The organism is Rhodococcus sp. 06-156-4, assembly GCF_002259345.1.
GTDB classification, from domain to species: domain Bacteria; phylum Actinomycetota; class Actinomycetes; order Mycobacteriales; family Mycobacteriaceae; genus Rhodococcoides; species Rhodococcoides fascians_E.
The window spans coordinates 133,984-154,932 of the sequence record NZ_NPGB01000020.1; the positions used below are offsets into that span (position 1 = coordinate 133,984).

16 protein-coding genes are annotated in these 20,949 nt (G+C 66.0%); 4 read left to right on the top strand and 12 right to left on the bottom strand.

Features of this window, described 5'->3' with window-relative positions; translation table 11 throughout:
- Window positions 1-30 precede the first annotated feature (30 nt).
- The 3 genes from CH290_RS14710 to CH290_RS14720 are packed head-to-tail and all read left to right on the top strand — an operon-like array spanning window position 31 to window position 2,251.
- On the top strand, window positions 31-429 hold the full coding sequence (locus CH290_RS14710) for an ectoine synthase (protein WP_019664717.1): 399 nt from the start codon (window positions 31-33) through the stop codon (window positions 427-429).
- Window positions 430-440: 11 nt separating this feature from the next.
- The gene (locus CH290_RS14715) at window positions 441-1,373 is read left to right on the top strand and encodes a D-isomer specific 2-hydroxyacid dehydrogenase family protein (protein WP_019664718.1); all 933 of its coding nucleotides are present in this window, start codon (window positions 441-443) and stop codon (window positions 1,371-1,373) included.
- 17 nt (window positions 1,374-1,390) lie between these two features.
- A complete protein-coding gene (locus tag CH290_RS14720; RefSeq protein ID WP_033190440.1) occupies window positions 1,391-2,251 on the top strand; it encodes an NAD-dependent protein deacetylase in 861 nt (286 codons plus the stop codon).
- 57 nt (window positions 2,252-2,308) lie between these two features.
- On the opposite strand, the gene proB is transcribed toward CH290_RS14720, so the two are convergent.
- The 12 genes from proB to CH290_RS14785 all read right to left on the bottom strand — a co-directional run bounded on the left by proB (window position 2,309) and on the right by CH290_RS14785 (window position 18,514).
- Window positions 2,309-3,445: a glutamate 5-kinase gene (gene proB / locus CH290_RS14725; RefSeq protein ID WP_019664720.1), complete on the bottom strand. Its 1,137-nt coding sequence runs from the start codon at window positions 3,443-3,445 to the stop codon at window positions 2,309-2,311.
- Between the two features lie 6 nt (window positions 3,446-3,451).
- The gene (gene obgE / locus CH290_RS14730) at window positions 3,452-4,900 is read right to left on the bottom strand and encodes a GTPase ObgE (RefSeq protein ID WP_033190439.1); all 1,449 of its coding nucleotides are present in this window, start codon (window positions 4,898-4,900) and stop codon (window positions 3,452-3,454) included.
- 164 nt (window positions 4,901-5,064) lie between these two features.
- Window positions 5,065-5,328 carry a 50S ribosomal protein L27 gene (rpmA, locus tag CH290_RS14735; protein WP_019664722.1) on the bottom strand — a complete coding sequence of 88 codons (264 nt, stop codon included), beginning with the start codon at window positions 5,326-5,328 and terminating at the stop codon, window positions 5,065-5,067.
- Between the two features lie 66 nt (window positions 5,329-5,394).
- Entirely contained in the window at window positions 5,395-5,706 is a 312-nt protein-coding gene (rplU, locus tag CH290_RS14740; protein ID WP_019664723.1) for a 50S ribosomal protein L21, read from the bottom strand.
- Between the two features lie 226 nt (window positions 5,707-5,932).
- Entirely contained in the window at window positions 5,933-9,670 is a 3,738-nt protein-coding gene (locus CH290_RS14745) for a translation initiation factor IF-2 N-terminal domain-containing protein (protein WP_033190438.1), read from the bottom strand.
- Between the two features lie 513 nt (window positions 9,671-10,183).
- On the bottom strand, window positions 10,184-10,597 hold the full coding sequence (gene ndk / locus CH290_RS14755; protein WP_033190620.1) for a nucleoside-diphosphate kinase: 414 nt from the start codon (window positions 10,595-10,597) through the stop codon (window positions 10,184-10,186).
- 80 nt (window positions 10,598-10,677) lie between these two features.
- Window positions 10,678-11,073, bottom strand: coding sequence for a DUF4233 domain-containing protein (locus CH290_RS14760; protein WP_020111666.1), 396 nt, complete (start codon window positions 11,071-11,073; stop codon window positions 10,678-10,680).
- Complete coding sequence (folC, locus tag CH290_RS14765) at window positions 11,070-12,500, bottom strand: bifunctional tetrahydrofolate synthase/dihydrofolate synthase (RefSeq protein ID WP_019664728.1); 1,431 nt, start codon at window positions 12,498-12,500, stop codon at window positions 11,070-11,072. Before folC ends, CH290_RS14760 begins: the two co-directional genes overlap by 4 nt.
- Window positions 12,500-15,202, bottom strand: coding sequence for a valine--tRNA ligase (locus CH290_RS14770; protein WP_371828028.1), 2,703 nt, complete (start codon window positions 15,200-15,202; stop codon window positions 12,500-12,502). Before CH290_RS14770 ends, folC begins: the two co-directional genes overlap by 1 nt.
- Window positions 15,203-15,246: 44 nt before the next feature.
- Window positions 15,247-17,274 carry a S9 family peptidase gene (locus tag CH290_RS14775; RefSeq protein WP_052083282.1) on the bottom strand — a complete coding sequence of 676 codons (2,028 nt, stop codon included), beginning with the start codon at window positions 17,272-17,274 and terminating at the stop codon, window positions 15,247-15,249.
- Between the two features lie 35 nt (window positions 17,275-17,309).
- Window positions 17,310-18,017: a SigB/SigF/SigG family RNA polymerase sigma factor gene (locus tag CH290_RS14780; protein ID WP_230593920.1), complete on the bottom strand. Its 708-nt coding sequence runs from the start codon at window positions 18,015-18,017 to the stop codon at window positions 17,310-17,312.
- Window positions 18,018-18,091: 74 nt separating this feature from the next.
- Window positions 18,092-18,514 (bottom strand): ATP-binding protein, encoded by a 423-nt coding sequence (locus tag CH290_RS14785; protein ID WP_019664732.1) that lies wholly within the window; start codon window positions 18,512-18,514, stop codon window positions 18,092-18,094.
- A gap of 160 nt (window positions 18,515-18,674) precedes the next feature.
- Here CH290_RS14785 and malQ point away from each other — a divergent pair, with 160 nt between their 5' ends.
- Window positions 18,675-20,948 (top strand): 4-alpha-glucanotransferase, encoded by a 2,274-nt coding sequence (gene malQ / locus CH290_RS14790; protein WP_033190435.1) that lies wholly within the window; start codon window positions 18,675-18,677, stop codon window positions 20,946-20,948.
- Window position 20,949: the final 1 nt, after the last annotated feature.

Sequence of the window (20,949 nt, forward strand, 5' to 3'; positions counted from 1 at the left end):
AGCTGCACATTCGTCGAAGGGAGACAACACATGATCGTGCGTACCACCGAGGAAATCACCGGGACCGATCGCGACATCTCGAGCGAGGACGGCAACTGGCGCAGCAAGCGCATCGTCCTGGGCGGCGACAAGGTCGGTTTCTCGTTCCACGAGACCACCATTCAGGCCGGCACGGTGAACAACTTCCACTACGCCAACCACATCGAGGCCGTCTGGCTCATCGAGGGTGAAGGCACGTTGACCGATCGCGAGACCGGCGAAACGTACGAACTCGGTCCGGGATCGATGTACCTGCTGAACGGCAACGAGCGCCACACCGTCGAGCCGCGCACCCAGATGCGCATGTTGTGTGTGTTCAACCCGCCGGTAGTCGGCAACGAGACCCACGACGAGAACGGTGTCTATCCGCTCGTGGAAGTTCCCGCATAAAGTTTGTTCTCATGACTCCACCCCGCTCGAATGCTGTTGCCGTCGGACCCGAAGAGGACCGCATCACGGTTTCTGCGATCGAGCGGGGTGGAGCCGTTGTTGCGCCTCTGGCCGACGCGTCGGGCCTAGTCTGGACCGAGGGGCCGTCGAGGTTTCCGACGGCTCTGCCGTCGACCGTCGAGTGGGTGCAGCTGCCGTCCGCGGGTGTCGAAGCGTGGTTCGAGGCCGGAGTGTTCGACGCCCATTCTTCGGTTCTGTTCACCTCCGCTGCGGGCGCCTACGCTGCCACCGTCGCCGAACACGCTCTTGCACTACTGCTCGCGGGCGTGCGTGCTCTGCCCGAGCACCTCGAAGCCCGCTCCTGGCAGCAGGAGCGATTTCTGAGCAAGGTCGGCACGCTGCGCGGGTCGACGGTCACGATCCTCGGAGCAGGCGGAATCGGCCGGGCGTTGATCCCGCCGCTCACCGCGCTCGGGGCGGAGGTCGTCGCGGTGAACCGCTCGGGCCGACCCGTGCCGGGTGCAGTGCGCACGTTGCCCGTCACCGCTCTGGCCGATGTGTGGCCCGGCACCGACCACGTCGTGATCGCTGCACCGGCGACACCGGCCACCCGCCACCTCGTCGGCGCGCAGGAACTGGCTCGGCTGCAGAAGCATTCCTGGCTGATCAACGTGGCACGTGGGTCACTCGTGGACACCGATGCTCTGGTCGACGCCCTCACTGCCCGGACCATCGGTGGCGCAGGCCTCGATGTCACCGACCCCGAGCCGCTGCCCGACGGCCATCCTCTGTGGACGTTGCCGAACGCGATCGTCACTCCGCACGACTCGAACCCGACCGCGCTACGTCACGCTGCCTACGCCGACCACGTCGCATCCAACGTCGCGCGCTTCGTCGCAGGTGAGACGCTTGCCGCGCGCATCGACTCGACGCAGGGATACTGAGCGCTAACCTGGAGAACGTGGCAACGACAGTCCGCGCAGCCCCCTCTGCCAGCCGGCTCGACGACATCGTCGAGCTGCTGACCGGCAAGCGGGTCGCCGTCGTGTCGGGCGCAGGTATGTCCACCGATTCCGGGATTCCCGATTACCGGGGCCCGGACTCTCCGCCGCGCAACCCGATGACCTTCCAGCAGTTCGTCGGCGACGACGAGTTTCGCCGTCACTACTGGGCACGCAACCACGTCGGCTGGCGACACATGGACGCTGCGCAACCCAACCGCGGCCACCGAGCTCTCGCGGCCCTGGAGCGTCGCGGAAACGTTTCCGGCGTCATCACCCAGAACGTGGACATGCTGCACACCAAGGCAGGCAGCCGACGGGTCATCGACCTACATGGTGTCTACGCCCGCGTGACGTGCCTCGACTGCGGACGGCTCGTGTCCAGGTACACACTGGCCCGTCGCCTCGAAACGCGAAACCCCGGCTTTCTCGCCAGCGTCGCGCCGGCCGACGGCGTGGAAATCGCCCCCGACGCCGATGCTGTCATCTCCAGCACCGCCCACTTCCGCATGGTGGACTGCGAGGCGTGCGGTGGTGTGCTGAAACCGGACATCGTGTACTTCGGGGAGAGTGTCCCCAAGCCTCGAGTCGCGGAAGCGTTCGACCTCGTCGACTCGGCGGACGCACTTCTCGTACTCGGGTCGTCTCTCACGGTGATGTCGGGCCTGCGGTTCGTCCGCCGCGCCGCGAAAGCAGGCATCCCCATCGTCGTGGTCAACCGTGGATCCACCCGCGGCGACGAATTCGCATCGATCGTCAGCGCTGCCGGGTGCTCGGAAACTCTCACCGGACTGCTCGACGCGCTGCCGCCAACGCACTGACCACAACCACAACCGGCCCCTGGCGCTCCTCACCGCTCGAATGAATCCCCGAGTCCGCTACAGCTCCACGGACACCAGGTCGTCGGCGTGAACCACTGGCCGCTGGAGTTCGGGAGCCAGGTCGGAGCTCGACTTCCCGAGCATGCCGGACAACTCGGACGCGTCGTACGCCACTACTCCCCTGGCGACGACGGCTCCAGCGGGATTGCGCAGTGCAACGACGTCGCCTCCGTGGAAGTTGCCGGTGATACCGACGATGCCGGCGGACAGCAGCGAGCGCCTGAGTTCGACGACGGCACGCACGGCGCCCGCGTCGAGGTGCAGGTCGCCGTCGACATCCGCGGCGTGCCGGACCCAGAACTTCCGTGACGACAGTCGGATCGGCCGGGCAGCGAAGGCCGTTCCGACTCCCGCATCGGTGAGTGCGTCGTTCGCGTCGGACGCAGCGGCAAGCAGGACCGGCACACCAGCATCGGCTGCGAGTCGCGCAGCGGACAATTTGGAGGCCATTCCGCCCGTGCCGAGTGCTCCTCCGGATCCTGCAACCACTCCGTCCAGGTCTTCCGGGCTGTCGACCTCGGGGATGAGCGTCGCGTCGCCCTTGCGCGGGTCGCCGTCGTACAGACCGTCGACGTCGGACAGCAGAACCAGTGCGTCTGCTCCCGACAGGTGCGCGACGAGGGCTGCCAGCCGATCGTTGTCACCGAATCGGATCTCGGCGGTGGCGACCGTGTCGTTCTCGTTCACCACGGCGACCGCTCCGAGCGAGCGCAACCGGTCCAACGTACGTTGCGCGTTTCGGTGATTGGTGCGTCTGGCGATGTCCTCGGCCGTCAGCAGTACCTGCCCGACGGTACGACCGAAACGTCCGAACGACGTGCCCCACGCATGCGCCAACGCGAGCTGGCCGACACTGGCCGCAGCCTGTTTGGTCGCGAGGTCTCGTGGCCGCTTGGTCAATCCGAGCGGCGCAATTCCGGCTCCGATGGCACCGGACGACACGACGATCACGTCGGTCCCGGCACGCATACGAGTCTCGACGGCTTCCGCCAACGCATCGAGACGCGTGACGTCGAGGCCGCCGACCAGGGACGTCAGCGCCGAGGATCCGATCTTGACGACGATGCGCTTGGCGCCCGCGATGGTGCTTCTCGTCGCCGATACCCTTGACGCAGAATCGGATTCAGCGCTCACGTTCCCTCACTCTTCGGGGTCGAGCCCACGCCGGACTCGACGAGCGTGCTTACGTTCGTCCGCGCTGATGCGCTCGACCTGATCGAGCCGTGCGTCGGTGCCACGTCCGGTGCGGACGATGTCGACGCCGGCGGAAGTCTGCGGTTCCCAGTCGAACGTGACGTCACCGATGGTGACCGATGCGCCCGGCTCCGCTCCGAGTTTGATCAACGCGTCCTCGACGCCGAGACGTGCCAACCTGTCGGCGAGGTAGCCCACGGCCTCGTCGTTGCTGAACTGTGTCTGCGCGACCCACCGTTCGGGTCGTGTACCGAGCACCAGGAAACCGCCGGGCACGTCGGGATCCTTGACGACCTCGAAGCCGTCCTCGTTGCGTGCCACTGGACGGATCACTGCACGACGAGGCTCTGCAGGCGGGTGCGCCACCCGGTACTCCTCGACCATCTTCGCCAGAGCGAAGATCAAGGGCTTCAATCCTTCTCGGCTCACAGCCGAGATCGTGAACACCGGCCAACCGCGCGCCTCGAACTCGGGGGTCACCATCTCGGCGAGCTCGGCAGCCTCCGGGATGTCGGCCTTGTTGAGCACGACGATGCGGGGACGGTCGGCCAGGTCACCCAGGCTCGCATCACCGAGCAGCGCGGGCTTGTAGGCAGCGAGTTCGGCTTCCAGCGCGTCGACGTCCGAGACCGGATCGCGACCGGGATCCAGTGTCGCGCAGTCGACCACGTGAGCGAGCACCGCTGTCCGCTCCAGGTGCCGGAGGAAGTCGAGACCGAGCCCCTTGCCCTGGCTGGCTCCGGGAATCAGACCAGGAACGTCGGCGACGGTGTAGGTCGTGTCACCGCTGGACACGACACCCAGGTTCGGCACGAGTGTCGTGAACGGGTAGTCCGCGATCTTCGGCTTGGCGGCCGACAGCACCGACACGAGAGATGATTTACCGGCGGACGGAAAGCCGACGAGTCCGATGTCCGCGACGGATTTGAGCTCGAGCACCAGGTCGCGCTCGACGCCTTCCTCACCGAGGAGGGCGAAGCCGGGAGCCTTACGGGCTTTGGACGACAGCGCTGCGTTGCCGAGTCCGCCCCGGCCGCCGGGCGCAGCGTCGAATCGAGTGCCCTCACCGATCATGTCCGCGAGAATGCGGCCGTCCTTGTCCAGGACGACGGTACCGTCGGGCACCTTCAGAATCAGATCCTCGCCGTTGGCGCCCTCTCGGTTGCCACCCATGCCCTGGGTTCCGTTGCTGGCCTTGGCGTGCGAGTGGAAGTGGAAGTCGAGCAGCGTGTGCACACTGCTGTCCACGACGAAGATAACTCCGCCGCCGCGTCCACCGTTGCCGCCGTCGGGTCCGCCGAGCGGTTTGAACTTCTCGCGATGAACCGAAGCGCAGCCGTTGCCGCCTTTACCGGCGCTGACGTGCAGCACCACGCGGTCTATGAATCGTGACATGGCTGCCTTCGATCCTTCCTCGGTCAGGTGACCGAATGTCTGTGCCCCACGAACGCGATAAGGGCGGACCGGGTGTCTTAGACCCTGGTCCGCCCTCGTCGTAGATCGTGGGGTGCGCCGTGCGGATCGCGTGCGATCCCCGGGCGCGGATGGTGCAGCGGAGACTAGGCCTCGACTGCGACCGGAACGATGTTCACGGTCTTGCGTCCACGCTTGGCGCCGAACTCGACGGCACCTGCGGACAGTGCGAACAGTGTGTCGTCGCCACCACGGCCGACTCCGACACCGGGGTGGAAGTGCGTGCCGCGCTGACGAACCAGGATCTCGCCTGCGCTGACCGTCTGGCCACCGAAACGCTTGACGCCGAGGCGCTGTGCATTCGAGTCGCGACCGTTACGGGAGCTGGATGCACCCTTCTTATGTGCCATGTTGCGTACCCTCCTCGGGTAAGAAGATCGCCGGCGCCCTGTGAGAAACCGGCTGAGAAGAACTGGTTACTTGATACCGGTGACCTTGAGGACGGTCAGCTTCTGCCTGTGTCCCTGACGCTTGTGGTATCCGGTCTTGTTCTTGAACTTGTGGATGCGGATCTTCGGGCCCTTGGTGTGCTCGACGATCTCGCCGGCGACGGAGATCTTCGCCAGCTTCTCTGCATCTGTGGTCAGGTCGGAACCGTCAACGACGAGGACCGGAGCAAGCGAGACAGCAGTGCCGGGCGCTCCCTCGATCTTCTCGACCTTGACGAGGTCACCAACAGCGACCTTGTACTGCTTTCCGCCGGTCTTGACGATCGCGTACGTTGCCATCGGAGGGCTACCCCTTGCTTCTTCGAACTTGCTCGCGCTGCCCACGGCAACACGACTGGTCTGATCTTACTTTGTTCTTGCTTTCAAACATCCCGGCATCTATCCCGATCAACGCTCCTGCCTTCCGCGAACGGAGCCAGGGCACAGCAGAACGGTGTCGCCGGGAGCGACTTATCAAGGTTACGGCAGACGGGCGGCCATGGTCAAACCGCCCGTCCCCTGTTCCCTATGCGTCTACGGGAGGACCCGCCGGTCGTGCTGCACTGCGGCGGCGCCGCGGCCGAGCCACCGGCAGTTCTTCCGGCACGTCCCCTGCATCCACCTGGGCGAATGCAGGCGTCGTCACCGGTTCCGGCGCAGGCTCGTCCGCAGCGTCCGTACCGTCCGACGTTGCCGAGATCACGAAGACTGCTCCCGCGTCCGGTCCGGTCTCGGTCGGTGCTGCAGCCTTGCGAGCCACTCGCCGTCCGCGCTTGGCCTTGACCGGAGCCTCGGACGCTGCGGGTTCGTCCGCTGCAACCGACTCGGCGACAGCAGGTTCGGGCGCAGCCTCTTCGGCAGCGGGACGATCCGTTGCCGCTTCCGATGACGGAGTCTCGGCATCCACGTGCGTGGTCGACTCTGCTGCTTCGGCTGCGCCTGTGTCTTCGACTACTGCCGATGCAGTGGGTCGCGACGCCTTTCGGCGTGCACCGCGTCCACCTCGACGGGACGAGCCGGTGGGTGCCGCTTCCGTGCCGTTCGACTGGGACTCCTGCAGAGCCCCTGCGTCCGACACCGATGCGTCCGATACCGCTACGTCCGATACCGCTGCGTCCGACACCGCTACGTCCGATACCGATGCGTCGTCGTTGCCCTGTACGGCGGCGACGTCCGAGGCGTCGATGACCTTGTTCTCCGTCGACGCCGATGCGTCGTGTTCCACCACGTCGGCGGGTGTGACGTCGGCGACGACTTCGTCGTGGTGCGCTGCCATTGCCAGGGCGACCGGATGGGCTCGCTTGACGGCAGGCTCAGCCGTGGGTTCGGAGTGATCGGAGCCGTGGGAGTGGCCATTCCCCGTGCCGTTGCCGGTGGAACCGGCGTTGCCGTTGGAACCGGCGTTGCCGTTGGAACCGGCGTTGTCGGACTTGTCGCGTCCACGACGCTTGCGCTGCGAACCGGAGTCCCCTCGTGAGGAGCCCGAGCGTGCACCGTCGTCGGGCTTGGCCTCCACCGGGAACGGATGCACGATGATTCCGCGGCCCTGGCAGTGCTCACAGGTCGTCGAGAAAGCCTCGACCAGACCGGTTCCGAGCTTCTTGCGTGTCATCTGGACGAGACCCAGCGACGTCACCTCGGACACCTGATGGCGTGTTCGGTCGCGACCGAGAGCTTCGGTCAGTCGACGCAGAACGAGGTCACGGTTCTGTTCGAGCACCATGTCGATGAAGTCGACGACGATCATGCCGCCGATGTCACGGAGGCGCATCTGCCGGACGACTTCCTCGGCTGCTTCGAGGTTGTTGCGGGTGACCGTCTCTTCGAGGTTTCCGCCCGCGCCGGTGAACTTGCCGGTGTTGACGTCCACCACGGTCATCGCTTCGGTGCGGTCGATCACCAGGGTGCCGCCGGACGGGAGCCACACCTTGCGATCGAGTGCCTTCGCGAGCTGCTCGTCGATTCGGTGGGCCTCGAACACGTCGGGCTGACCTGGTTCGGCGACGTGGCGCTCGAGCTTGGGTAGCATGTCGGCGGCGACGGTTTCGATGTAGGTCGACGTTGTCGACCATGCCTTGTCACCTTCGATGACGAGCTTGACGAAGTCCTCGTTAAACAGGTCGCGGATGACCTTCACCAGCAGATCGGGCTCTTCGTAGAGCGTCTGCGGCTGGCTGCCCTTGCCGGACTCGGCCTTCGCCGATGCTTCCTCGATGGATGCCCACTGCGCCTGCAGCCGCGACACGTCGCGAGCCAACTCTTCCTCGCTGACACCCTCCGCAGCCGTGCGGATGATGACGCCTGCCTCGGACGGGACGATGTCGCGGAGAATTTCCTTCAGACGCTTGCGTTCGGTGTCCGGAAGCTTGCGGCTGATGCCGGTCGAGCTGCCGCCGGGCACGTACACGAGGTAGCGACCGGCCAGCGACAGCTGCGTCGTGAGCCGGGCACCCTTGTGCCCCACCGGGTCCTTGCTGACCTGCACCAGGACTTGATCGCCCGGCTTGAGTGCCTGCTCGATCTTGCGGGAGTTGCCTCCCAGACCGGCGGCGTCCCAGTTGACCTCGCCTGCGTAGAGCACACCGTTGCGGCCACGGCCGATGTCGATGAACGCGGCTTCCATGCTCGGCAGCACGTTCTGGACGCGTCCGAGGTACACGTTGCCGACCATCGACGCCGACGCACTGCTGGTGACGAAGTGCTCCACCAGCACGCCGTCCTCGAGAACGGCCACCTGTGTGGTGTCGCCGTGATCCGGGAAGGACTTCTCGCGAACCACCATCACGCGGTCCACGGATTCGCGACGAGCCAGGAACTCGGATTCGGTCAGGATCGGCGGACGGCGACGGCCGGCGTCGCGTCCGTCGCGTCGACGCTGGCGCTTCGCTTCGAGCCGCGTCGATCCGGTGATGCCCTGAACTTCGTCCTTGTTGCGGGACTTGGTGCGCGGCTCACGCTCGTGAACCACGGTGTTGGGCGGGTCGTCCTCGGACGATGCCGTGTCCGACGACGCGTCACCGGAACTGCGGCGACGACGGCGACGACGCCTGCGGCGGCTCGAACCGTCGGCTGCATCCTGCTCGTCGTCCGAATCGTCGGAGTCGGACTCGGCCGACGCGTCGCCGTTGTCCTGCACATCGTCGTCACCCGACTCGGCCGATGCGTCGTCGGCGGACTTGGCGCCGCCACGTGACCTGCTACGCCGACGCGAGCGCCGTTCACCGGTCGGCTTCGAGTCCTCGGCGGTGTCATCCTCGGTGGATTCGTCCTCCGAGTCACTGCTGTCGGTGTCACTGTCCGACCCCGAGGGCTCGGACGGAGCCGCGACGTCATCGGCATCCGAGTCGGCGCCCTGATCGCCGGCACCCTGGTCATCGGCGTCGTTCGAGCTGGAGTCGTCCGGGCTGCTGTCGCCGGCCTGGTCACCACGTCCACGGCCGCGACCTCGGCGTCCACGACGGCGGCGACGCGGCTGAGAGTTGTCGTCGTCGGCATCCCCGTCGTCGGAACCGTCCTCCGACGAGGTGTCCACGGAGGAGGTCGCGTCGGACGGCGTTTCGTCGATGCCTGCGTCTGCGGAAGCGGGCTTGCTGTCCGGCGAGTCGGTTGCCTGGGGGCGGGTGCCCTCGGACTCCTCGGTCGAGGCGTCTGCAGTCGCGGTCACTGCCTGCGTGTCCGCTGCGTTCGGGTTCGCGTCTGCTGCCGACGAGTCCGCCGCGGGGCCAGCTGCCTTCTTGCTCCGACGCCGCGCACGAGGAGGTTCGGCTACGGCCTCGGGCTGGAGGAAGAGAGGTCCGGAGAAAGTCGGACGTGCCACCGGAGCCGCAGTGTCGGTTGCAGCAGCGTCGGCCGCAGCGCTCTCGGCGGGCACGTCGGTCGAGAACAAGGTCTGCGCGGACCGAGGCTCAGCGACGTCCGGCTCTGCGACGTCCGGCTCTGCGACGTCCGGCTCGGCGACCTGCGCCTCTACCGCCTCGGGTGCTACAGCAGCGGGTTCCACAGCAGCGGGCGTCACCGCTGCCGGCTCTGCGAACGAGGCGTGGACCGTCTGGGCGACGTCGCGGCCGAGGCTGGACTGTGCGCTGCGGGCCTCGATACCGAGTTCGCCGAGCTTGGCCAGCACTTGCTTGCTGGTCACCCCGATGATCTTCGCCAGCGCGTGCACGCGCAGGCGGTCCGGGAACGTCGGGGCTACCTCGGCGCCACCTTTTGCACTTCCCGTGTTCGAATTCTGTACATCTTCCGGCGGGGCTTGATCGGCCACGTATGTCTCCTCGGGCCCCCGGGCGCGTCCACCTTCGACTGCTGGGTGTGACGCGGCCACGCGAGGGCAATCCTTGTGTCCTGACGAAAGGTTTGACGTCAGTGTTGTCTTGTCACGCTCTTGGTCTCGCTCCGTGTCCGAGGCACCGCCACGGTCTGTGGTCGGTGCACCGAGCACGGTGCCTGGCTGGATGGCTGTGGTGTCCTCCGGTACGAGCGCCTGATCATCAAGCTTGCCTGTGACGGCGGAGGCTTCCGCTCGCCGTCGGCAGCGATGACGGGCATCGCACGCGAAGGTGTCATCCGGTTGCTGACACGAGAACACCGATGTGTCGGCGTTCGATCGTCCTGCTGGTACTGAAAATTTCTCGAATGCTGGTGGTCGGTGAAACTGAAACTGTGTAAGCAACCTTCGCCAGTATCCCACACCGAGGGTCGCCTGCCCGCCACACCGCCGAGAATGCGTCCTCAGCGGCGTGGCGAAGGGCCGGTTCGTGCTGCGGTATCGAGCGGGTCAGGACAGTCCGGGGAACCACAGTGCGATCTCGCGCTCGGCGGATTCCACCGAGTCGGAGCCGTGCACGAGGTTCTGCTGCCCGTCGAGGGCGAGGTCCGCGCGGATGGTACCGGGGACGGCCTTGGCGACCGGGTCGGTTCCTCCGGCGATCTGACGGAACGCCGCGATCGCGCGTGGCCCTTCGAGGACAGCGGCGACGACGGGTCCCGAGGTGATGAACTCGAGCAGGTCGGGGAAGAACGGCCTGCCTTCGTGCTCGGCATAGTGGGCACTGGCCAGCGCGGTCGGAACGGTCTTGAGCTCGAGGGCTGCGATGCTCAATCCCTTCTTCTCGATGCGGCCGAGTATCTCTCCCACGTATCGGCGGGCTACTCCGTCGGGCTTGATCAGTACAAGGGTGCGCTCAGTCACGATCACAGACAGTAGTGGACAGTGCTCGCGCACTCATCCCTGGCGTCGACCTTCGGCGTCGACTTCCCCCGCGTGAGACGTCAGTCCCGCTGGCCGTACAGCATTCCGCGTTCGATTCGGCGCGTGATGTCTCGGCGGAGATACAGCAGGTAGGCCCACACTGCCGCGAAGATCAGCCCGACGATTCCGATCGACAGGTGGATGAACACTCCGAGGATCACGAGAACCTGGAGAACGAGGTTGATCTGCATCCCCTGCGGGCGGCGCTGCATTCCGCTCGCGAGGATCATCAGGACGGCGAGTCCGACGATGTAGAGCGTCGAGAACCACGTGAGCCCGCCTCCGACCGTCGCGACCACCGGCAGTGCCAGCAGGATCACGATCATTTCGAGGATCAGGGTTCCCGCGCAGACTCCCCGGAAGCCCTTCCACGGATCGTTGGTGGGCGGTTTGAACCCACCGGTCGCCTCGGTCATACCGGTTCCTTTCCGAACAGGGTTCTGGCGGCACCTGCGGTCACGACCGAACCGGTGACGACGACGCCCGCTCCGGACACTGCTTCACCAGGGTCGGCGACCTCTTCGGCCAGGCCGATGGCGGTTTCCAACGCGTCGGCCAGGGTCGGCGACACCACCACACGTTCGTCACCGAATTTGGCGACGGCGATGTTGGCGAGTTCTTCCACGTCCATTGCGCGCGGAGAACCGTTGTGGGTGACGACGATCTCGTCGAACACGGGCTCGAGCGCGGTCAACATCGCGTCGACATCCTTGTCGCCCATGACGCTGACGACACCCACCAATTTGCGGAAGTCGAACTCGTCGGCCAGCGTGGCCGCGAGTGCGCGCACACCGTGCGGATTGTGCGCGGCGTCGAGGAAGACCGTCGGTGCATTGCGCACCCGCTCGAGTCGTCCTGGGTTCACGATGGAGCCGAAGGCCGCGCGGACGATCTCGACGTCGAGTTGCCTGTCCGCTCCCGCACCGAAGAAGGCTTCCACCGCGGCCAGGGCGAGAGATGCGTTGTGCGCTTGATGTTCGCCGTGCAGGGGAAGAAAGATGTCGGTGTAGACGCCGCCGAGGCCTTGCAGTTCGAGTTGCTGACCGCCGACGGCGATCCGGCGGGCAAGTACACGGAACTCAGACCCTTGACGGGCGACGGCTGCGTCCGCCTCGACCGCGGCGCGGAGGACGACGTCGAGAGCCTCCGGCTTCTGCTCCGCGATGACGGCGACCGTGTCTCTCGGCACGAGCCGTTCCGGCGCCTTCTTGATGATGCCCGCCTTCTCCCCCGCAATTCCTGCGAGGTCGGAGCCGAGAAACTCCGTGTGGTCGAGGTCGATCGGCGTGATGACCGCGACTTCACCGTCGACGACGTTGGTCGCATCCCACCGGCCGCCCAATCCGACTTCCACGACGGCGACTTCGACGGGTGCCTCCGCGAACGCGGCGAATGCCATCGCGGTGGTCACCTCGAACTTGCTCATTCTCGGACCACCGGCAGCCTGCGACTGCGCGTCGATCATCTCCACGAAAGGTGCGATCTCGTTGTAGGTGTCGACGTAGAGTCGCGGCGAGATCGGTGCGCCGTCGATACTGATACGTTCCGTGGCCACCTGTAGGTGAGGGCTCGTCGTCCGACCGGTGCGCCGATGGAAATGCGTCAGCAACGCGTCGATCATCCGGGTGACCGATGTCTTCCCGTTCGTCCCCGCGACGTGGATGGACGGATACGCCTTCTGCGGCGAGCCCAGAAGGTCCATCAGCGCCGCGATCCTTGCGGTGCTCGGCTCGATCTTCGTCTCGGGCCAGCGCTTGTCGAGCTCGGCCTCGACGAGAGCCAACTCGGCGAGATCGACTGGCCCTGGGTCGCCCTGGCTCGCGGGCTGATCGAATTCGGTCACTACTCACCCGTCGTTTCGAGTCGCGCCGAGATGCGCGCGATCTCCTCGGTGGCGATCTGCTGTCGGGTGCGGATCTTGTCGACGACGGCATCCGGCGCCTTGGCGAGGAACGCCTCGTTGCCGAGTTTCGCGGTGGTCTGGGCGAGTTCCTTCTCCGCGGCCGCGAGATCCTTGACCAATCGCGCTCGTTCGGCGACCAGATCGACCGTTCCCGACGTGTCGAGCTCCACGGTGACCGTCGCCTGCGACAGCCGGACCTCGACGGAGGCGGTGGCGCTGAAGCTCTCGTCCGGTTCGGTCAGTTTGGCCAACGAACGGGTCGCGGCCACTTGGTCGGTGATGTCGGCGTCCTCGACGCCGACAATCCTCGCCGCGACCTTCTGCGACGGCTTCAGTCCCTGATCGCTCCGGAACCGGCGAACCTCGGTGATCAGCTTCTGCATGTCCGAGACACGCCGTGCGGCAACCGGATCGGCGTCCACTCCGCTGTCGGTCGGCCAGGACGCGATCACGACGGACTCGCCGCCGGTGAGCACCTTCCACAGCGTCTCCGTCACGAAGGGCACGACCGGATGGAGCAGGCGAAGAACGGCGTCGAGCACGTTGCCGAGCACGCCTCGCGTCGACTCCGCATGCGCGGTGTCCGCGAACTGAACCTTCGCGATCTCGAGGTACCAGTCGCAGACCTCGTCCCACGCGAAGTGGTACAGCGCCTCACATGCCTTGCTGAACTCGTACCGCTCGAACGCGGCGTCGACCTCGCCGCGGACCTGCTCGAGCCGATCGAGAATCCACCGGTCGGCGTCGGTGAGGTCGGTGCGAGCCGGCAGCTCGTCGGGCGCAGCGCCGTTCATCAGTGCGAATTTCGTCGCGTTGAAGAGCTTGTTGGCGAAGTTGCGCGAGGACTGCGCGTGGTCCTCGCCCACCGACAGGTCGGCCCCGGGATTGGCGCCTCGTGCAAGCGTGAAGCGCAGTGCATCCGCACCGAAGCGGTCGACCCAGTCCAGCGGGTCGATTCCGTTGCCGCGGGATTTGGACATCTTCTTGCCGAACTGGTCCCGGACGAGACCGTGCAGGAAGACGTCCTTGAACGGAACGTTGCCCGGCTCTGCGCCTGCATTCACCGACGCATCGCCGGAGACGTAGGTGCCGAACATCATCATGCGAGCGACCCAGAAGAACAGAATGTCGTAGCCGGTGACCAGCACGCTCGTCGGATAGAACTTGGCCAGGTCGGCGGTCTCGTCCGGCCATCCCATCGTCGAGAACGGCCAGAGGCCGGACGAGAACCAGGTGTCGAGAACATCCGGGTCCTGCACCCAGCCTTCGGGGGCGGTCTCGCCCGGGCCCAGGCACACGGTCTCGCCGTCGGGGCCGTACCAGATCGGGATGCGATGACCCCACCAGAGCTGACGGGAGATGCACCAGTCGTGCATGTTGTCGACCCAGGCGAACCAACGCGGTTCCTGGCTTGCGGGGTGAATGACGGTGTCGCCGTTGCGGACTGCGTCGCCTGCCGCTTTCGCCAGGCCGTCGACCTTGACCCACCACTGCAGGGAGAGGCGTGGTTCGATGGATTCACCACTGCGCTCGGAGTGTCCGACGCTGTGGAGGTAGGGCCGCTTCTCGGCGACGACACGTCCCTGCTCGGCCAATGCCTCGCGCACCTTCACCCGGGCTTCGAACCGGTCGAGACCGTCGAATTGCGTGCCGGTGTCGGCGATTCGGCCGGTCTTGTCCATGATGGTCGGCATCGGCAGGTTGTGCCTCAGCCCCATCTCGAAGTCGTTGGGATCGTGCGCGGGCGTGATCTTGACCGCGCCGGTACCGAATTCGGGATCGACGTAGTCGTCGGCGATGATCGGGATGTCGCGGCCGGTGAACGGGTGCGGCAGCGTCGTGCCGACGAGGTGCTTGTACCGCTCGTCCTCGGGGTGGACGGCCACCGCGGTGTCACCGAGCATCGTTTCGACACGCGTGGTCGCGACGATCACGTGTGGTTCGTCGTCGTTCAGCGACCCGTATCGCAGCGACACGAGTTCGCCCTCGACGTCCTCGAACTTGACCTCGATGTCGGAGATCGCCGTCTGCAGCACCGGTGACCAGTTGACGAGACGTTCGGCGCGGTAGATCAGACCGTCGTCGTACATGCGCTTGAAGATGGTCTGCACGGCCTCGGACAGGCCGTCGTCCATCGTGAATCGTTCGCGGTTCCAGTCGACACCGTCGCCGATGCGCCGCATCTGGCCGAGGATGGTGCCGCCCGATTCGCGCTTCCAGTCCCAGACCTTGTCGACGAACAGTTCGCGACCGAACTCTTCCTTGGTCTTGCCGTCGGCCGCAAGTTGCTTCTCGACGATGGTCTGCGTGGCGATACCGGCGTGGTCCATGCCCGGCAGCCACAGCACCTCGTAGCCGAGCATCCGCTTGCGACGACTGAGTGCGTCCATCAACGTGTGATCGAGCGCGTGGCCCATGTGCAGGCTGCCCGTCACGTTCGGTGGCGGCAGAACGATCGAGTAGGCAGGCTTGTCGGTGCTCGGGTCGGCCTCGAAGTATCCGGCGTCGACCCACCCCTGATACAGCTCGGCCTCGACCTCACCCGGGTTCCAACTCTTGGGCAACGCCTCGCTCGGGTTGCTCCGCGGGCTGTCGTCTTGCCCCGCTGCGTTGTCCGGGGTCTCAGGCACTGAACTGGTCACCCGACGATTCTAGTGGTCGCGCCGGGGCGCTCCCACGCGCCCTTTCACCCCAACGTCTCGGGAAGCTCGATTCGCTCACCCAGCACGTGGTCCGCCAGGAACGCCGTGACCACCTCGTACCAGATCTTGGCGTGCTGGGGCGTGAGAACCCAGTGGTTCTCGGACGGGAAATACAGTAGGCGGTGATCGGTCCTGCCTTCGTCGTCGGCGGGCAGTCCGGACTCACTGAGCAGTTCGTACCACAGGCGTAGCCCTTCACCGACCGGCACTCGATAGTCCTTGTCCCCGTGGATCACGAGCATCGGTGTGGAGATGTCCGCGACGAACAGGTGCGGCGAGTTCTCGACGGCCATCTCCGGGGACATCTCGCGCTGCCAGTAGTACGCGACGTCGGTGGTGGGACCGAACTGGTCGAGCGCCCACAGACTCGCGTGGGTGACGATGGCGTCGAACCTGTCGGTGTGGCCGGCGATCCAGTTGGCCATGTATCCGCCGAAGGAACCGCCCATCGCCGCGGTTCTGGACTCGTCGATGTCGGGGCGCGAGGTGGCCGCGTCCGTGATGGCCATGAGGTCCGTGAACGGCTCCTTGCCCCATCGTCCCCAGCCTCGCTGCACGAACTCCTGCCCGTAGCCCGTCGACAGAGCCGGATCCGGAAGCAGGACCGCGTATCCCCGAGCGACGAGGAGCCACGGATTCCACCGCCATGACCATGTGTTCCACGATCCGAGGGGCCCGCCGTGCACCCAGAGCAGGAGTGGTGCTTTCTCGGCGTCGGACGCGCCGTGCGGCAGAGCCACGTAGCCACGGAGCCGGTGGCCGTCGTCCGCGGTGGTCTCGATCTCGGCCAGAGTTCCGGGCAGGTCCGGAGCGTCCAGTCCCGAGCGCAGCCGGGTGATCTCGCCGGTCGCGACGTCGATGCGCACGGGATGCGCTGGTTCGAGATACGACGCCTCCAACGCGAACACGACACCGTCCGCGGCGGCATGGACATGCGTGTAGGCGGAATCGGTGTCGGTCACCCGGCGCGCCGCGCCACCCGACACCAGGAAGATCGGCGCTCGTCCGTTCTCGTCGGCGACCACGAGAACGCCGCTACCGTCGGCGAGCCACACCGGTTCGGACGGCCACAGATCCCACCCGGGTGCGGATTGGGTCACGGTTCCGTCGGCGAAGGCGTACTCGTGCAACGACACTCGCGGTGCATCCTCGGGGGTCGACAGAGATTCGCGCACGAACGCGACCCTCGTACCGTCCGGGGAGATCGCAGGCGACGAGAGGTCGGCATCGCTGTCGTCGACGATGATTCGCTGCTCCCCCGTGTCGAGGTCGATGCGAATCAGGACGGTGCGCGACGTCGCGAGGGCGCCGGCGATCGTCCACGTCGACACCAGAAACCTTCCGTCGTCACTGATGTCGTACGACGCTTCCTGCAACGCGCCGGCCGCCGCGTCGGTGAGTCGACGCACGGGCGAGCCGTCCTCGGAGGCGAACAGGTGCGGCGTTGCCGGGCCGAGGTCGTGGTCCCAGTACCGCACCGGATAACCGGTGTGCAGGACAGCGTCGATCTTGCCGTCCTTGCGCAACAACCGGATTCGATCGTCGTCCGCGTCGGTTCGAGCCGACGGGTGCACGGCGGAGACCGCCACGAACGTCGGTGCGGCCGTTGCCGTGACGACGCCGGAGAAGCCGGCGCCGCGTGAGGCGACGACGTACGCTTCACCTCCGCCGGAAGGCAGCGACCATATCGCCGACGATTCGTCGTCCTTCGACGCCCGACGAGTGAACAGGAGATCACCCGAGGCGGTGAATGTCGGGCCGCTCGAGCCGTCGTCGTTCCAGGTGAGGCGCCGCGCGTCGGACTCACCGGTCGCGTCGACCTCCCAGAGGGCACCGACGTACTTCGATCCGGCGGAATCGGGCCGCGAGATCGTGACCACGACGCGACGACCGTCGCGTGCGACGGCGAGATCGGTGACCCGCGGTTCGGCGACGTACCGATCCAGGTCGTCGAAAATTCCGGTCGGTCGCTGTGGCACGGGCGCGCTCCTCGGTGATCGAAGTCCAGGCATGCCCGGCCGATGTTACGGACCGGACACGCGTGGGATCACCTCGGTCCGAGCTCTTCCCTCAACTGCGTGAGAGTCCGGGCCAGGATGCGAGAGACGTGCATTTGCGAGATACCCATCCGCTCGGCGATCTGTGTCTGCGTCATGGACCCGAAGAACCGGAGGATCACGATCTGCCGCTCACGCTCCGGCAGTTTCTCGAGCGCGGGCCGGACGGTCAGGTAACTTTCCATCTTCTCGAGCTCGGGATCGTTGGAGCCCAACGTGTCCATCAGCGGCAGGCGGTCGTCGCTGACGACGGAGTCGACGGAAACGGTCTGGTAGGCACTGCGCGCAAGCAGGGCCTGCGTTGCTTCCTTGACGTCGATGTCCAGTTCCGCGGCGATTTCACTCGCGGTCGGGGCTCGTCCCAACTTCTGCGACAGCGTGCCGACAGCGCCGGAGATCATCGAGTTGAGTTCTTTCATGCGCCGTGGTACACGAACCGACCATCCCGCGTCGCGGAAATAGCGTCGAGCCTCACCCATGATCGTGGGGACGGCGAAGGAGACGAAGTCGGATCCGCGCTCGATGTCGAATCTGTCGACGGCGTTGACCAGACCCAGCCGGGCGACCTGGAGCAGATCCTCGTGCGCTTCGCCTCGACCACCGAAGCGCCTCGCAATGTGCTCGGCGAGCGGTAGGCAGCGAGTGATGATGCGGTCGCGGAGCACTTGCTTCTGAGGAGAATCCTCCATCGCCTGCATCTGCTGGATGAGAGGAACGACTTCGCTGTAGTCGTCCGACTGACGCCGCGTAGATTTTTCGTACGGCACGGGCACTAGGAGCTGCTCCTCCGCTTGACCACGTCGACTACCACCGACGAGCCGCCCTCGACCGAGGACGCGGCAAGCGAGATCGAGTCGGTGAGGGTCTGAAGCACGTGCCAGCCGAAGCTGTCTCCTCGCGGAATGCGGTCGGAGTCCACCACCGACGTCGTGGAGATTCGAATGCCACCGTCGCTGACGAGAAACGAACACGACAATTCCGCACCCGGCAGCGCGCCGGAGATCAACTCCGAACACACCTCGTCGACGACGAGCTTGATGTCGGCGATGTCGTCGAGGGTGAAGTCCCCCAGTACCGCAAGTGTTTCGGCCACCGCGCGCACCACCGGAAGCTGATCGGCGTCCGCGACCACCCTCAGCTCGACCGGTGCGCCGGAATTTCGTTCCAGCTCTTCGATCTTGCCGACGCCAGTCATTCGCGCTCCCTATCCATCGTTTCGCAACAATCGCTGTCGTTTCCCTCGGGCTGAACATAGAGGCCACACAGCTCGAGTGCGCGCCGCGATCAGAGTACCCGGGGCCGTCACGTTCAATCCTGCGAGATCCTCCCCGCGAATGTGCGCCGTCCGTTCGGACATGACGACGGCGGTGGATGCTGGCACGATCGGGAGCGTGACCTACACAGCGCTGCTGCGCGATCTTGCCCGTGAGTGTGGAGTGTCGACGGCCTACCGAGGCTGGGATCGCCGAGAGCACGAGGTATCCGAGGACACACTGCGCAGAATTCTCGCTGCGCGCGGAATCTCGGCGTCCGACGAGGCGGAGGTTCGGCAGGCGATGGCCGACCTCGAGCAGTTGCCGTGGCGTCGCATGCTTCCTCCGGTCGTCGTCACCGTGGAGGGTGACGGTGACGCGACGATCGCCGTACACGTTCCACACGGTGATCCGGTGGACGTGCACCTCGAGACGGAGTTCGGGGAGCGCAGATCGCTCGTCCAGCGCCAGGTCTGGGTGGAGCCTCGCGAGATCGACGGATCACTCGTCGGGCGAGCGACCTTCGAGATTCCCGCCGACCTCCCACTCGGCTGGCACACCGTGGTGGCGGTCAGCTCGCCGGACGGCCGAGAACAGCGGACCGCGAGCGGCGTGGTCGTGACGACGCCGCAGCGGCTGTCGCCCAACGACGCCCTTCTGGGCCGAGGCGGGAGTGGAGCCGGCAGGTACGACCCAGAAGGCGGGAGTGGAGCCGGCAGGAACGACCCAGAAGGCGGGAGTGGAGCCGGCAGGAATGATGCTGGGTTCAGGCAGCGGCTCGGATCGATGACGCAGTTGTACTCGCTCCGATCCGATCGATCCTGGGGTGTCGGGGACTACGGCGATCTCGCCGACCTCGCGTCCGTCACCGGCCGTCACCATGATTTCGATTACGTCCTGGTCAATCCGCTGCACGCGCAGAGGCCGGTTCCGCCTGTCGAGGCGTCGCCGTACCTCCCCACTACTCGACGCTTCTTCGATCCGATGTACATCCGAATCGAGGACATTCCGGAAACTGCGTACCTCCCTCGGGATCAGTACGCGAAGGTCAGGGAAGCCGCTCGGTCGTTCGCGCGGGCCAACAAGCGGACCGGCCGCATCGATCGTGACCCGTCGTTCCGGGCGAAACTGAAATCGGCCAAAAGAATCTTCGCGGTTCCGCGATCCGCGGCCCGGCAGGCGGAGTTCGACGCGTTCTGCGAACGTGAGGGAGGCGGCCTCGACGACTTCGCCCTGTGGTGCGCGCTCGCGGAGAAGTACGGACCCGAGCACGCTGTATGGGCGGACAAGGCGTCGCACCCGGGAACCTCGTTCGCGTCGAAGTTCCGCACGACTGCCGCCGAGAAGATCCTGTTCCACAAGTGGCTTCAGTGGATCTGCGACGAGCAACTGGCACGCGCGCAGCGCACCGCGACGGCCGCGGGGATGGACATCGGGATCATGCACGATCTGGCCGTCGGTGTGCACCGTCAGGGGGCGGACGCCTGGACCTTGGGGGCGGCCTTGACCACGGGGGTGACCGTCGGCGCACCGCCGGACAATTTCAATCAGCAGGGACAGAACTGGAACCAACCGCCGTGGAATCCGGACGAGCTCGAAGAGCGGGCGTACGGGCCGTATCGGGACATGTTGCGGACGGTGCTTCGGCATGCGGGCGGTATTCGAGTGGACCACATCCTCGGCCTGTTTCGACTGTGGTGGATCCCGGAGGAGTCGTCGAGCGCTGCGGACGGGGCGTACGTCGAGTACGACCACGAAGCGTTGATCGGAATCCTCGTGCTCGAAGCGGAGCGGGCCGGGGCGGTCGTCGTCGGGGAGGATCTCGGGGTGTTCGAGCCGCGGGTGCAGGAGTATCTGGGCAGGCGTGGACTGTTCGGCACCTCGATCCTGTGGTTCGAGAACGACGGCGATGCCCCCATTCCGCCCGAGGACTACCGGGAACTCTGCCTGACGACGGTGACCACACACGACCTGCCGCCGACGGTGGGATACCTACGCGGGGAACATATTGCGCTCCGCTCGCGTCTCGGGTTGCTCGAGCGCGATCTGGAGGCCGAGATCGAGCAGGATGCCGCCGGGCGAGAGGCGGTGCTCGACCTTGCTCGGACCCGAGGACTTCTCGCCGCGGACGCGTCGGAGAAGGAGACGGTGGAGGCGCTGTACCGGCTGCTTCAGCGCAGTCCATCGACCCTGCTCGGGATAGCGCTCGTGGATCTCGTGGGCGAGAACCGGATTCAGAACCAACCCGGCACCGACGAGACGCAGTACAAGAATTGGCGGATTCCACTCGCCGATCACAAGGGCAAGGCGGTATGGGTGGACGATCTGGTCGACCACCCCAGGCTGGTGTCACTGGTTCGGGCGCTTCGCGAGTGAG

Excerpts from the sequence above, each read along its gene's own strand:
- obgE (WP_033190439.1), bottom strand. The coding sequence starts at position 4,900 with ATGTCACGATTCATAGACCGCGTGGTGCTGCACGTCAGCGCCGGTAAA.
- malQ (WP_033190435.1), top strand. The coding sequence starts at position 18,675 with ATGACGACGGCGGTGGATGCTGGCACGATCGGGAGCGTGACCTACACA.
- rpmA (WP_019664722.1), bottom strand. The coding sequence starts at position 5,328 with ATGGCACATAAGAAGGGTGCATCCAGCTCCCGTAACGGTCGCGACTCG.
- CH290_RS14780 (WP_230593920.1), bottom strand. The coding sequence starts at position 18,017 with ATGCAGGCGATGGAGGATTCTCCTCAGAAGCAAGTGCTCCGCGACCGC.
- rplU (WP_019664723.1), bottom strand. The coding sequence starts at position 5,706 with ATGGCAACGTACGCGATCGTCAAGACCGGCGGAAAGCAGTACAAGGTC.
- CH290_RS14715 (WP_019664718.1), top strand. The coding sequence starts at position 441 with ATGACTCCACCCCGCTCGAATGCTGTTGCCGTCGGACCCGAAGAGGAC.
- CH290_RS14710 (WP_019664717.1), top strand. The coding sequence starts at position 31 with ATGATCGTGCGTACCACCGAGGAAATCACCGGGACCGATCGCGACATC.
- CH290_RS14775 (WP_052083282.1), bottom strand. The coding sequence starts at position 17,274 with ATGCCTGGACTTCGATCACCGAGGAGCGCGCCCGTGCCACAGCGACCG.
- CH290_RS14785 (WP_019664732.1), bottom strand. The coding sequence starts at position 18,514 with ATGACTGGCGTCGGCAAGATCGAAGAGCTGGAACGAAATTCCGGCGCA.
- CH290_RS14760 (WP_020111666.1), bottom strand. The coding sequence starts at position 11,073 with ATGACCGAGGCGACCGGTGGGTTCAAACCGCCCACCAACGATCCGTGG.